The organism is Mesorhizobium sp. RCC_202 (assembly GCF_041355295.1).
In the GTDB taxonomy this organism is placed as follows: Bacteria; Pseudomonadota; Alphaproteobacteria; order Rhizobiales; family Rhizobiaceae; genus Mesorhizobium.
Map to the genome: position 1 here is coordinate 149584 of NZ_JBFUPO010000009.1, position 13228 is coordinate 162811.

At 62.6% G+C, this 13228-nt stretch carries 8 protein-coding genes; 1 reads left to right on the top strand and 7 read right to left on the bottom strand.

Going from position 1 to position 13228, the window contains the following annotated elements; all coding sequences use genetic code 11:
* The first annotated feature begins 61 nt into the window (after nucleotides 1-61).
* The gene (locus AB6802_RS21095) at nucleotides 62-991 is read left to right on the top strand and encodes a Gfo/Idh/MocA family protein (protein WP_371012106.1); all 930 of its coding nucleotides are present in this window, start codon (nucleotides 62-64) and stop codon (nucleotides 989-991) included.
* A gap of 24 nt (nucleotides 992-1015) precedes the next feature.
* Here the strand turns inward: AB6802_RS21095 and AB6802_RS21100 are convergent, their stop codons facing one another.
* The 7 genes from AB6802_RS21100 to rplK all read right to left on the bottom strand — a co-directional run bounded on the left by AB6802_RS21100 (nucleotide 1016) and on the right by rplK (nucleotide 13081).
* Nucleotides 1016-1681, bottom strand: a complete 666-nt coding sequence (locus tag AB6802_RS21100) for an O-methyltransferase (protein WP_371012107.1) — start codon at nucleotides 1679-1681, stop codon at nucleotides 1016-1018.
* Nucleotides 1682-1822: 141 nt separating this feature from the next.
* Nucleotides 1823-6019 (bottom strand): DNA-directed RNA polymerase subunit beta', encoded by a 4197-nt coding sequence (gene rpoC / locus AB6802_RS21105; RefSeq protein WP_371012108.1) that lies wholly within the window; start codon nucleotides 6017-6019, stop codon nucleotides 1823-1825.
* Nucleotides 6020-6204: 185 nt separating this feature from the next.
* Complete coding sequence (gene rpoB / locus AB6802_RS21110) at nucleotides 6205-10341, bottom strand: DNA-directed RNA polymerase subunit beta (protein ID WP_371012109.1); 4137 nt, start codon at nucleotides 10339-10341, stop codon at nucleotides 6205-6207.
* Nucleotides 10342-10602: 261 nt separating this feature from the next.
* The gene (gene rplL / locus AB6802_RS21115; RefSeq protein WP_371012110.1) at nucleotides 10603-10980 is read right to left on the bottom strand and encodes a 50S ribosomal protein L7/L12; all 378 of its coding nucleotides are present in this window, start codon (nucleotides 10978-10980) and stop codon (nucleotides 10603-10605) included.
* 54 nt (nucleotides 10981-11034) lie between these two features.
* Nucleotides 11035-11553, bottom strand: a complete 519-nt coding sequence (rplJ, locus tag AB6802_RS21120) for a 50S ribosomal protein L10 (RefSeq protein ID WP_371012111.1) — start codon at nucleotides 11551-11553, stop codon at nucleotides 11035-11037.
* Between the two features lie 396 nt (nucleotides 11554-11949).
* Nucleotides 11950-12648: a 50S ribosomal protein L1 gene (gene rplA / locus AB6802_RS21125; RefSeq protein WP_371012112.1), complete on the bottom strand. Its 699-nt coding sequence runs from the start codon at nucleotides 12646-12648 to the stop codon at nucleotides 11950-11952.
* 4 nt (nucleotides 12649-12652) lie between these two features.
* Nucleotides 12653-13081, bottom strand: coding sequence for a 50S ribosomal protein L11 (gene rplK, locus AB6802_RS21130; protein ID WP_140822948.1), 429 nt, complete (start codon nucleotides 13079-13081; stop codon nucleotides 12653-12655).
* Between the last annotated feature and the right edge of the window lie 147 nt (nucleotides 13082-13228).

Consider the following 13228-nt stretch of genomic DNA (forward strand, 5'->3'; position numbering starts at 1 on the left):
CGGCTTGCCGGACAAGATTCTCCTGCCTAGAACGACCACTCTTTCCTCACCTGGAGCTCCCATGACCAGCAGTCCCATCAAGCTCGGTATCGTCGGCGTGGGTAAGATCGTGCGCGACCAGCACCTGCCGGCGGTGGCCAAAGACGGCGACTTTCAGCTGGCGGCGGCGGCCAGCCGCCACGGCAAGGTGGACGGGATTCCCAACTACCCGACGATCGAGGCCATGCTTGCCGCGGAGTCCGGCCTCGATGCGGTCTCGCTCTGCATGCCGCCCCAGTTCCGCTACGATGCCGCGCGCACCGCGCTCGAAGCGGGCAAGCATGTCTTCCTAGAAAAGCCACCGGGCGCCACCGTCAGCGAGGTCGAGCACCTGAAGGCGCTTGCCACGAAAAATGGCGTCTCCCTCTTCGCCAGCTGGCATTCGCGCTACGCGCCGGCGGTAGAGGCCGCGCGCGCCTTCCTCGCCTCGGCCAGGATCGGTTCGGCTGCGATCAACTGGAAGGAAGACGTGCGCCGCTGGCACCCGAACCAGGAATGGATCTGGGAGCCGGGCGGTTTCGGCGTCTTCGACCCCGGCATCAATGCGCTGTCGATCGTCACCCACATCCTGCCGCCGATGTTCATCACATCGGCCGTGCTCGATTTTCCCGAGAACAGGGCTGCGCCTGTCGCGGCGCATGTCGTCTTCCGCACCTCGACCGGACTGCCGGTGACGATGGAGCTCGACTGGCTGCAGACCGGTCCGCAAAGCTGGGACATCCTGGCCGAGACCGACAAGGGCAAGATGATGCTGTCGGGCGGCGGCGCGAAACTCGCCATCGACGGCAAAACAGTCCATGACGAAGCGGAAGCGGAATATCCGATGCTCTACCGGCGCTTCGCCGAAATCGTCCGTGCCGGCACGTCCGACGTCGATCTCGCGCCGCTCCAGCATGTCGCCGATGCCTTCATGCTGGGCAAGCGCAATGTGGTCGAGGCGTTCTTCGATTAAATCACCGCGAAGAAGGCGATTCGCTCAATCGACGATCGCGATGGCGAAGCCGTCATAGCCCTTGGCGCCGACGGTCTGGATGGCCGTGCCGTCCAGCCGCTTGTCACTGCTGATGAAGGAAAACGCGGCACGCGCGCCTTCGACATAAGGGTCGCGGCCGTCTTGCCTGATCACCTCGCCGTCGCGGATGACGTTGTCGCAGATGATGACCGTGCCGGAGCAGGAAAGCCGCATCGCCAGGGACAGGTAGTTGGCGTTGTTGGGCTTGTCGGCATCGATGAAGATCAGGTCGAATGGCCCGGCCTTTTCGCTGTCCAGGGCGCCGAGCGACTGCAGCGCCGGGCCGAGGCGCAGGTCGACCTTGTCGGCGACCCCTGCCCGCTCGAAGTTCGAACGCGCGACCTTGGCGTGATGCGGATCGAGCTCCAAGGTGACGATCCTGCCGTCGGCCGGCAAGCCCCTGGCCATCCAGATGGTCGAGTAGCCGCCGAGCGTGCCGACCTCGAGCACATTCCTGGCACCGCGGATGCGCACCAGCAACGACAACAGCTTGCCTTGCGCGGCCGAAACGTCGATCGCCGGCAGGCCCTGGTCGCGGTTGGCCTTGATCACCGCGTCAAGAACGGGATCGGCTTCGAAAAGCGATGAGACGATGTAGTCGTCGACGGCTGTCCAGGTCTTGCTGCTCATGAGCTTTCCCTTCTCTGTCTTAACGCAATTCCGAACGGAAAACCGTTTCGCACTTTTCCTGGAATTGCTCCTCGATCGTGAAGCCAAAAATGCGAAAAGGGGCCGCGTGGGCCCCTTTTCTTATTCTCGTTTCATCCGCGCCTACTGCGCGGCGTTGACCATGTCGGTCAGCATCGGCTCGGCGACCTCGACACCGGAGGCCTTGCGGCGCTCGTCGATGATGAGCTCGTCGCGCGAGGTGGCGATGCGCCTTATCTGGCTCATCGTGCCGCCCGTACCGGCCGGGATCAGACGGCCGACGATGACGTTTTCCTTCAGGCCCTGCAGCATGTCGGTCTTGCCGGCAACCGCGGCCTCCGTCAGCACCCTGGTCGTCTCCTGGAAGGAGGCGGCCGAGATGAAGGACGGCGTCTGCAGCGATGCCTTGGTGATGCCCAAGAGCACCGGCAGGCCTTCGGCCGGCTTCTTGCCGTCCTCGACCAGGCGATCGTTGACCTCTTCCAGCTCGATCACGTCGACGTGGTCGCCCGGGATGTAGGTCGAGTCGCCCTGCGTGGTGATCTCGACCTTCTGCAGCATCTGGCGAACGATCACCTCGATGTGCTTGTCGTTGATCGACACGCCCTGCAGTCGGTAGACTTCCTGGATTTCGTTGACGAGGTAGGAAGCAAGCGCTTCCACGCCCTTGATCGCCAGGATGTCGTGCGGCGCCGGATTGCCGTCGAGGATGTAGTCGCCCTTCTCGATGACGTCGCCGTCCTGAAGATGGAACGGCTTGCCCTTCGGGATCAGGTACTCGACCGGCTCAAGCGTCGAGTCATGCGGCTCAATGATGATGCGGCGCTTGTTCTTGTAATCGCGGCCGAAGCGGATCGTGCCATCGATCTCGGCGATGATGGCGTGATCCTTCGGACGGCGAGCCTCGAACAGTTCCGCAACACGCGGCAGACCACCGGTGATGTCCTTGGTCTTGGCGCTTTCCATCGGGATACGCGCCAGCACGTCGCCCGGACGGACATGCGCGCCCGGCTCGACCGAGAGGATGGCCTCGACCGAGAGCAGGAAGCGCGCATCGCCGCCCTTCGACAGCTTGCCGACCTTGCCCTTGGCGTCTTGAACGATCATCGCCGGCTTCAGGTCGCTGCCGCGCGGCGTCGAACGCCAGTCGATGACCTCACGCTTGGTGATGCCGGTCGACTCGTCGGCCGTTTCCTGAACGGAGATGCCGTCGACCAGGTCCTCGAACGCCACCTTGCCCTCGATTTCGGTGAGGATCGGGCGGGTATAGGGATCCCACTCGGCGATACGCTGGCCGCGCTTCACCTTGTCGCCATCGTCCACGAAGATACGCGAACCATAGGTGACACGGTGGGTGGCGCGCTCCTTGCCGGCTTCGTCGAGGATCAGCACCGCCATGTTGCGGCCCATGACCATCTGCTGGCCGTCGGAGTTGCGCACCACGTTGCGGTTGCGGATCTCGACCTTTCCTTCATACGAGGCTTCGAGGAACGAAGAGTCCACCACCTGTGCGGTACCGCCCATGTGGAAGGTACGCATGGTGAGCTGGGTGCCCGGCTCGCCGATCGACTGCGCCGCGATGACGCCGACGGCCTCGCCCTGGTTGACCGGGGTGCCGCGGGCAAGATCGCGTCCGTAGCAGACCGCGCAGACGCCGATCCTGACCTCGCAGGTCAGTGCCGAGCGAATACGAACCGACTGCACGCCGGCCTTTTCGATCTGCTCCACGTCGCGCTCGTCCATCAACGTACCGGCCTTGACCAGCAGGTCGCCGGTCACCGGATGGTTGATGTCGTCGAGCGAGGTGCGGCCGAGCACGCGCTGGCCGACCGAAGCGACGACCTGACCGGCATCGACGATCGGCTGCATGGTGAGGCCCTTATCGGTGCCGCAATCCACGGAGTTGACGATGCAGTCCTGCGCCACGTCGACCAGACGACGGGTGAGGTAACCCGAGTTCGCCGTCTTCAAGGCGGTGTCGGCCAGACCCTTGCGGGCGCCGTGGGTCGAGTTGAAGTACTCGAGCACGGTAAGGCCTTCCTTGAAGTTCGAGATGATCGGCGTCTCGATGATTTCACCCGACGGCTTGGCCATCAGGCCGCGCATGCCGGCGAGCTGGCGCATCTGGGTGGGAGAACCGCGCGCACCCGAATGCGACATCATGTAGATCGAGTTCATCGGCTTCTGACGGCCGTTGTCCTCGAACTCGACCGCCTTGATGCGGGCCATCATTTCGTCGGCGACCTTTTCCGAGCACTTGGCCCAGGCGTCGACGACCTTGTTGTACTTCTCGCCCTGCGTGATCAGACCGTCATTGTACTGCTGCTCGTATTCCTTGGCCAAAGCCTCGGTGTCGGACACCAGCTTGATCTTGGCATCCGGGATCAGCATGTCGTCCTTGCCGAACGAAATGCCGGCACGGCAGGCATGGGCGAAACCGAGCGCCATGATGCGATCGCAGAAGATGACCGTCTCTTTCTGACCGCAGTGGCGGTAGACGGTGTCGATCATCTTGGAGATGTTCTTCTTGGTCATCTCCTGGTTGGCGGTCTCGTAGGGCACGTTGACGTTCTTCGGCAGAAGCTCGCCGATGATCATGCGGCCAGGCGTGGTGTCATAGATCTTCGACACCATCTTGCCTTCGGCATCGACAGTGCGGAAGCGGCCCTTGATCTTGGCGTGCAGCGTCACGGCCTTGGTCTCGAGCGCATGCTGGAGCTCGCCCATGTCGGCAAACACCATGCCTTCGCCCGGCTCGTTCTGATTGACGATCGAGAGATAGTAGAGACCGAGAACCATGTCCTGCGACGGCACGATGATCGGCGCGCCGGAAGCCGGATGCAGGATGTTGTTGGTCGACATCATCAGCACGCGGGCTTCAAGCTGCGCTTCGAGCGACAGCGGCACGTGGACCGCCATCTGGTCACCGTCGAAGTCGGCGTTGAAGGCCGTGCAGACCAGCGGATGCAGCTGGATCGCCTTGCCTTCGATCAGGATCGGCTCGAACGCCTGGATGCCGAGGCGGTGCAGCGTCGGCGCGCGGTTCAACAGCACCGGATGCTCGCGGATAACCTCGTCGAGAATATCCCAGACTTCCGGACGCTCCTTCTCGACCAGCTTCTTGGCCTGCTTGACGGTCGAGGAGAACCCCTTGGCGTCGAGGCGGGCGTAGATGAAGGGCTTGAACAGTTCCAGCGCCATCTTCTTCGGCAGGCCGCACTGATGCAGCTTGAGCTCCGGACCGGTCACGATGACCGAACGGCCGGAATAGTCGACGCGCTTGCCGAGCAGGTTCTGGCGGAACCGGCCCTGCTTGCCCTTGAGCATGTCGGACAGCGACTTCAGCGGACGCTTGTTGGCGCCGGTGATGACGCGGCCGCGACGGCCGTTGTCGAACAGCGCATCGACGGCTTCCTGCAGCATGCGCTTTTCATTGCGCACGATGATGCCGGGGGCGCGCAGCTCGATCAGCCGCTTCAGTCGGTTGTTGCGGTTGATGACGCGGCGATAGAGGTCGTTCAGGTCCGACGTGGCGAAACGGCCACCGTCGAGCGGGACGAGCGGACGCAGGTCCGGCGGGATCACCGGAACCACCTTCATGATCATCCATTCCGGACGGTTGCCGGATTCCATGAAGTTCTCGACAACCTTGAGCCGCTTCAGATACTTCTTCTGCTTGAGCTCTGACGTGGTTGAAGCCAGCTCCGAGCGCAGGTCGCCGGCGATCTTCTCCAGGTCCATGCCGGCAAGCAGGTCATGGATGGCTTCGGCGCCGATCATGGCGGTGAAGCTGTCCTCACCATACTCGTCGACGGCCAGCATGTACTCTTCCTCGCTGAGCAGCTGGTGTTCCTTCAGCGCGGTGAGGCCCGGCTCGGTGACGATGTAGTTCTCGAAGTAAAGCACACGCTCGATGTCCTTCAAGGTCATGTCGAGCAACGTGCCGATGCGCGAGGGCAGCGACTTCAGGAACCAGATATGGGCGACGGGCGCGGCGAGCTCGATATGGCCCATGCGCTCGCGGCGAACGCGCGACAGCGTGACTTCGACGCCGCACTTTTCGCAGATGACGCCCTTGTACTTCATGCGCTTGTACTTGCCGCACAGGCACTCATAGTCCTTGATCGGGCCAAAAATGCGCGCGCAGAACAGGCCGTCACGCTCCGGCTTGAAGGTGCGGTAGTTGATGGTCTCCGGCTTCTTGATCTCGCCGAACGACCAGGACAGAATCTTCTCTGGGCTGGCAAGCGAGATCCGGATGGAATCGAACACCTGCGCAGGCGCCTGCGGGTTGAAGAGATTCATGACCTCTTGGTTCATGCCGTTCTCCTTTTCGGGGTCCTCGATAACCCCTTGCATCGATCGCGGACGAAATGTCCGCAGAATGGCCGGTCAACCGGCCGAAAGATTTCTTGATTGAGCATGACCTTGTCCGAAAACCGGTGGTTACTTTTCGGGGTCATGCTCAGGGCGCGCCGCAACAGAAGCGCGGCGCGCCATAGGCTTTACTCGGCCGCGTCGGGCAGACGCGTCTGGGTCTCATCGACCTGGGTGTTCTCCAGCTCCACATTGAGGCCGAGCGAGCGCATTTCCTTGACGAGAACGTTGAAGCTCTCCGGGATGCCCGCCTCGAACGTGTCGTCGCCGCGCACGATCGCCTCGTAGACCTTGGTGCGGCCGGCGACATCGTCCGACTTCACCGTCAGCATTTCCTGCAGCGTGTAAGCGGCGCCGTAAGCTTCGAGCGCCCAGACCTCCATTTCGCCGAAGCGCTGGCCACCGAACTGCGCCTTGCCGCCCAGCGGCTGCTGGGTGACGAGCGAGTACGGACCGATCGAACGCGCGTGGATCTTGTCGTCCACCAGGTGATGCAGCTTGAGCATGTAGATGTAGCCCATCGTCACCTTGCGATCGAACGGCTCGCCGGTGCGGCCGTCATAGAGCTGCGACTGACCGCTGGTGTGCAGGCCAGCCTGCTCCAGCATGATGTTGATGTCGGCTTCATGCGCGCCATCGAACACCGGGGTCGCGATCGACACGCCGCGACGCATCTGCTCGCTGAGACGCACGACGCTTTCGTCGTCATACTGGCGCACAGGCTCGTTGCGGTCGTTGGCCGGGATGAAGCTCTCGAGCGTCTTGCGCAGCGGCTTGATGTCTCCAGCCGTCTTGTACGCGTCGATCAGCTCGCCGATCTTCTTGCCCATGCCAGCGCAGGCCCAGCCCAGATGCGTCTCCAGGATCTGGCCGACATTCATGCGGCTCGGCACACCCAGCGGGTTGAGCACGATATCGGCATGCGTGCCGTCCTCGAGGAAAGGCATGTCCTCGACCGGAACGATGCGCGACACGACACCCTTGTTACCGTGACGGCCGGCCATCTTGTCGCCCGGCTGCATCTTGCGCTTCACGGCCACGAAGACCTTGACCATCTTCATGACGCCCGGAGGCATTTCGTCGCCGCGCTGCACCTTCTCGACCTTGTCCATGAAGCGCTGCTCGAGCGCCTTCTTGGACTCGTCGTACTGGCCGCGCAGAGCCTCGAGCTCGCTCTGGAGCTTTTCGTTCTCCACGGCGAATTGCCACCACTGCGAACGCGGATACTCGTCCAGCGTGTCTTTCGCCAGCTTCGAACCCTTCTTGAAGCCTTTCGGTCCAGCGATCGCTTCCTTGCCGACAAGCACGTCGGAAAGGCGCGCATAGACGTTGCGGTCGAGGATCGCCTGCTCGTCGTCGCGGTCCTTGGCCAGGCGTTCGATCTCCTCGCGCTCGATCGCCATGGCGCGCTCGTCCTTCTCGACGCCGTGGCGGTTGAAGACGCGCACTTCGACAACCGTGCCGAAGGTGCCCGGAGGCATGCGCATAGAGGTGTCGCGAACGTCGGAAGCCTTCTCGCCGAAGATGGCGCGCAGAAGCTTTTCTTCCGGCGTCATCGGGCTTTCGCCCTTCGGCGTGATCTTGCCGACCAGGATGTCGCCCGGCTGCACTTCCGCGCCGATATAGACGATGCCGGCCTCGTCGAGGTTCTTCAGCGCCTCTTCCGAAACGTTCGGAATGTCGCGCGTGATTTCCTCCGGACCGAGCTTGGTGTCGCGAGCCATGACCTCGAACTCCTCGATGTGGATCGAGGTGAAGACGTCGTCGGCCACGATACGCTCGGAGAGCAGGATCGAGTCCTCGTAATTGTAGCCGTTCCACGGCATGAACGCGACGAGCACGTTGCGGCCGAGCGCCAGATCGCCGAGCTCGGTCGACGGACCGTCGGCAATGATGTCGCCCTTGTTCAACCGGTCGCCGACACGCACCAGCGGACGCTGGTTGATGCACGTGTTCTGGTTCGAACGCTGGAACTTCATCAACCGGTAGATGTCGACGCCGGACTTGCCCGGATCGAGATCTTCCGTAGCGCGGATAACGATACGGGTCGCGTCCACCTGGTCGACGATGCCGCCGCGGCGGGCGCCGATGGCGGCGCCCGAGTCACGGGCGACGACCGGCTCCATGCCGGTGCCGACGAACGGAGCTTCGGCGCGCACCAGCGGCACGGCCTGACGCTGCATGTTCGAACCCATCAGCGCGCGGTTGGCGTCGTCGTTCTCGAGGAACGGGATGAGCGCGGCCGCGACAGACACCATCTGCTTCGGCGACACGTCCATCAGGTCGACGTTTTCGCGCGGCGCCATCATCACTTCGCCGGCGTTACGGCAAATGACGAACTCGTCGACGAAGCTGCCGTTCTTGTCGAGCTCGGCGTTGGCCTGCGCGACATAGTGCTTGGCCTCTTCCATCGCCGACAGGTAGACGACCTCGTTGGTCAGCTTGCCGCTCACGATCTTGCGGTACGGGCTTTCGATGAAGCCGTACTTGTTGACGCGCGCGAAGGTGGCCAGCGAGTTGATCAGGCCGATATTCGGGCCTTCCGGCGTCTCGATCGGGCAGATGCGGCCGTAATGCGTCGGGTGCACGTCGCGCACCTCGAAGCCGGCGCGCTCACGGGTCAGACCGCCCGGTCCAAGCGCCGAGAGACGACGCTTGTGGGTGATCTCCGACAGCGGGTTGGTCTGGTCCATGAACTGCGACAGCTGCGAGGAACCGAAGAACTCGCGCACGGCGGCGGCCGCCGGCTTGGCGTTGATCAGGTCCTGCGGCATGACGGTGTCGATCTCGATCGAGGACATACGTTCCTTGATCGCGCGCTCCATGCGCAGCAGACCGACACGGTACTGGTTCTCCATCAGCTCGCCGACGGAACGCACGCGGCGGTTGCCGAGATTGTCGATGTCGTCGATCTCGCCCTTGCCGTCGCGCAGCTCGACCAGCGTCTTGACCACGGCCAGGATGTCTTCCTTGCGCAGCACGCGCACGGTGTCCTCGGCCTTGAGCTCGAGGCGCATGTTCATCTTGACGCGGCCGACGGCCGACAGGTCGTAGCGCTCGCTGTCGAAGAACAGCGAGTTGAACATGGCTTCGGCGGTCTCGAGCGTCGGCGGCTCGCCCGGGCGCATGACACGGTAGATGTCGAACAGCGCGTCCTGGCGGCTCTCGTTCTTGTCGACGTTGAGCGTGTTGCGGATGTAGGCGCCGACATTGACGTGGTCGATGTCCAGGACCTGGATCTCGTCCTCGCCGGTGCCGAGAAGCACCTTCAGGGTCTTGTCGTCGATCTCGTCGCCAGCCTCGAGGAAAATCTCGCCGGTGGCATAGTTGACGATGTCCTCGGCCAGGTAATTGCCCAGCAGATCCTCGTCGGTTGCCTTGATCGCCTTCAGGCCCTTTTCGCCGAGCTGGCGCGCCTGACGGGCGGTGATCTTCTTGCCCTGCTCGACGACAACCTCGCCGGTGTCGGCATCGACCAGGTCGCCGACAGCCTTGAGGCCGCGGAAACGCTCGACGTTGAACGGGATGCGCCAGTGGTCGCCGGCGCGCTTGTAGGTGACCTTGTTGTAGAAGGTCGACAGGATCTCTTCGCCGTCCATGCCGAGCGCCATCAACAGCGACGTCACCGGGATCTTGCGACGACGGTCGATGCGGGCGTGCACGACGTCCTTGGAATCGAACTCGATGTCGAGCCACGAACCGCGATAGGGGATGACGCGCGCGGCAAACAGAAGCTTGCCCGACGAGTGCGACTTGCCCTTGTCGTGGTCGAAGAAGACGCCCGGCGAACGGTGCATCTGCGAAACGATGACGCGTTCGGTGCCGTTGACGATGAAGGTGCCGTTCGACGTCATGAGCGGCATGTCGCCCATGTAGACGTCCTGCTCCTTGATGTCCTTGATCGACTTCGCGCCGGTATCCTCATCGATATCGAACACGATGAGGCGCAGCGTCACCTTGAGCGGCGCGGCATAGGTCAGGTCGCGCTGACGGCATTCGTCAACGTCGAATTTCGGTGCCTCGAACTCGTACTTCACGAACTCCAGCATGGAGGAGCCGGAAAAGTCGGAGATCGGGAAGACCGACTTGAAAACAGCCTGCAATCCTTCGTCGGGACGGCCGCCCTTGGGCTCGTCCACCATCAGGAACTGGTCATAGGATGCCTTCTGAACCTCGATAAGGTTCGGCATCTCCGCAACTTCCGGGATCTTTCCGAAGAATTTGCGTACGCGTCTGCGGCCATTGAAAGTCTGGGTCTGGGCCATCGTCGCTCCTTAGCTCTGAACTCGGGGCGAACCTCGCCGCGGTTCGCCTTGCACCAATGGGCGGCCTTGGCGGCTGCCCCTGTCTGTTGTCCGGCCAGCCCTTTCCAATTGCTTGGCGGCTGCCGGCTAAAACGGGAGAAAACCCGTTTCCTGAAGGCCGCTTGCGGCCCTCAGGAAAAAGGTTTTCGAACGCCTCGCGCAACGAAAACCTCCCTCTTCAAGGGAGGGGGCGGACGGCGCGAGACCGTCCGCCCTCGCCTATTACTTCAGCTCGACCTTGGCGCCAGCTGCTTCCAGCTGAGCCTTGAACTTCTCGGCGTCGGCCTTGGAAACGGCTTCCTTGACCGGCTTCGGAGCCGCTTCGACCAGGTCCTTGGCTTCCTTGAGGCCCAGGCCGGTGATGGCGCGGACTTCCTTGATGACGTTGATCTTCTGGGCGCCGGCGTCGGCGAGAACGACGTCGAATTCCGTCTTCTCTTCAGCCGGAGCAGCAGCAGCGGCAGCGCCGCCAGCAGCGGCAACCGCCACCGGAGCAGCAGCCGAAACGCCCCACTTCTCTTCCAGGAGCTTCGACAGCTCGGCCGCCTCGAGGACGGTCAGCTTCGAAAGGTCGTCTACGATCTTTGCGAGATCAGCCATTGTTGTATTCCTTCGTTAGGTTCGAACGTGTGTTTTTGATAGCGAGGAACGGCCTCATGCCGCCTCGTCCTTCCGGGCGTAAGCGCCGATGACGCGCGCGACCGAAGCCGCGGGTGCATTGACGATCTGGGCGATCCGGGTTGCCGGCGTGGCGATCATGCCAACCAGCCTGGCGCGCAGCTCGTCGAGCGACGGAAGTGTGGCGAGTGCCTTCACACCGTCGGCGTTGAGCGAGGTCGAGCCCATCGCGCCACCGAGAATGATCAGCTTGTCATTCCCTTTGGCGAATTCGGACGCGACCTTCGGCGCCGCAATCGGATCCTCCGAATAAGCGACCAGCGTCTGTCCCTTGAACAGATCGATGATCGATGCGGAGTCCGTGCCCTGAAGAGCGATTTTGGCGAGACGGTTCTTCGCGACTTTGACGGTGCCACCGGCGGCGCGCATTTTCGACCGAAGGTCGTTCATTTGCGCGACGGTGATACCGGCGTAGTGGGCCACGACGACTGAACCAGCGCCTGCAAAAGCGCCATTCAGGCCCGTGACGAGTTCGCGTTTTTCCGCTCTGTCCACTGCCTATCTCCAGTTGACCCCTGCCCCATTGATGGGAACATTCCCATTTAGAGGACAGGCGTCGGGTTGCCTTTTTGCCGGTCGGGCCATCCAAAAATGGATCTCCCGAACGACGCTCGAGGATCCTGCCCCCTTTCGCCACATCAGCCAGCGAGCCAGATGATGCGCAGACAAAAGGCAAACACGGTTCGAACCTTTCATTGGAGCTTGTCGCTCCGTTGTCCGGTTTTCACCCGTCTCATGCAGGCCCAATTCAATTAAGGCTTATGGGCCGCCTGCAATCTCGGACAGGATGTCCGGAAGCCTCTCGGCTTCCGGTACCGGGCCGCCGACAAGTCGGAGGCCCGGAATTCACTTTGTGGATCAGACCTTTAGCGGTCGATCCAGATGTTCGTATCAGGACGCGGCGAGCGTCGCGATGTCGAGCTTGAGGCCAGGGCCCATCGTCGAGGTGACCGACACCTTCTTGACGTAGTTGCCCTTGGCGCCAGCCGGCTTTGCCTTGGTCACCGCATCGGCGAATGCGCGGACGTTTTCTTCCAGCGCCTTGACGTCGAACGAGACCTTGCCGACGCCGGCCTGGACGATACCGGCCTTCTCGACGCGGAACTCGACGGCGCCGCCCTTCGAAGCCTTGACGGCCGCGGCCACATCGGTGGTCACGGTGCCGACCTTCGGGTTCGGCATCATGCCGCGCGGGCCAAGCACCTTACCCAGACGGCCGACCAGCGGCATCATGTCCGGGGTGGCGATGCAGCGATCGAAATCGATCGTGCCCTTCTGGACGATGTCGACCAGATCCTCGGCGCCAACGATATCGGCGCCGGCGGCCTTGGCCTCCTCGGCCTTGTCGCCACGGGCGAACACGGCGACACGCACCGAGCGGCCAGTGCCGTTCGGCAGGTTGACCACACCGCGGACCATCTGGTCGGCATGGCGCGGATCGACGCCGAGGTTCATCGCGACCTCAATGGTCTCGTCGAACTTCACCTTGGAACGGTCCTTGAGCAGCTGCAGCGCCTCGGAGAGGGCATAAGCCTTGTTCGGATCGATGCCTTCACGGCTATTAGCAATACGCTTTGCAATCTTTGCCATGATCTCAGCCCACCACTTCCAGGCCCATCGAGCGGGCGGAGCCCTCGACCATGCGCATGGCCGCTTCGACGTCGTTTGCGTTCAGGTCCTTCATCTTGGCAGTCGCAATTTCGCGAACCTTGTCACGCGAAACGGTGCCAGCCTTGACCTTGCCCGGCTCCTTGGAGCCCGACTTCAGGTTAGCGGCCTTCTTGAGGAAGTAGCTCACCGGCGGCGTCTTCATGACGAAGGTGAACGACTTGTCCTGATAGTAGGTGATGACCACCGGTATAGGCGATCCCTTCTCGAGCTCCTGGGTCTGCGCGTTGAACGCCTTGCAGAACTCCATGATGTTGATGCCGCGCTGACCAAGCGCCGGGCCGATCGGGGGCGACGGCGTAGCCGAGCCCGCGGCAACCTGGAGCTTGAGCTGGCCTGCAACTTTCTTAGCCATCTCTATTCCTGCCTTTTGTCATGCCGGCTCCATTTTCGGAGAATACCGGCGGTTGCAGTCTGGTGGTGCGGTTCCAGCGGCCGGCTAAGCCGCTTTCGCCTCCCACCCGTTCATGCGGCGCCTTAAGCAACCGCCCCTGACACCTCT

Coding starts and splice junctions, on each gene's coding strand:
- rpoB (WP_371012109.1), bottom strand. CDS start 10,341: ATGGCCCAGACCCAGACTTTCAATGGCCGCAGACGCGTACGCAAATTC.
- rpoC (WP_371012108.1), bottom strand. CDS start 6,019: ATGAACCAAGAGGTCATGAATCTCTTCAACCCGCAGGCGCCTGCGCAG.
- rplK (WP_140822948.1), bottom strand. CDS start 13,081: ATGGCTAAGAAAGTTGCAGGCCAGCTCAAGCTCCAGGTTGCCGCGGGC.
- AB6802_RS21100 (WP_371012107.1), bottom strand. CDS start 1,681: ATGAGCAGCAAGACCTGGACAGCCGTCGACGACTACATCGTCTCATCG.
- rplL (WP_371012110.1), bottom strand. CDS start 10,980: ATGGCTGATCTCGCAAAGATCGTAGACGACCTTTCGAAGCTGACCGTC.
- AB6802_RS21095 (WP_371012106.1), top strand. CDS start 62: ATGACCAGCAGTCCCATCAAGCTCGGTATCGTCGGCGTGGGTAAGATC.
- rplA (WP_371012112.1), bottom strand. CDS start 12,648: ATGGCAAAGATTGCAAAGCGTATTGCTAATAGCCGTGAAGGCATCGAT.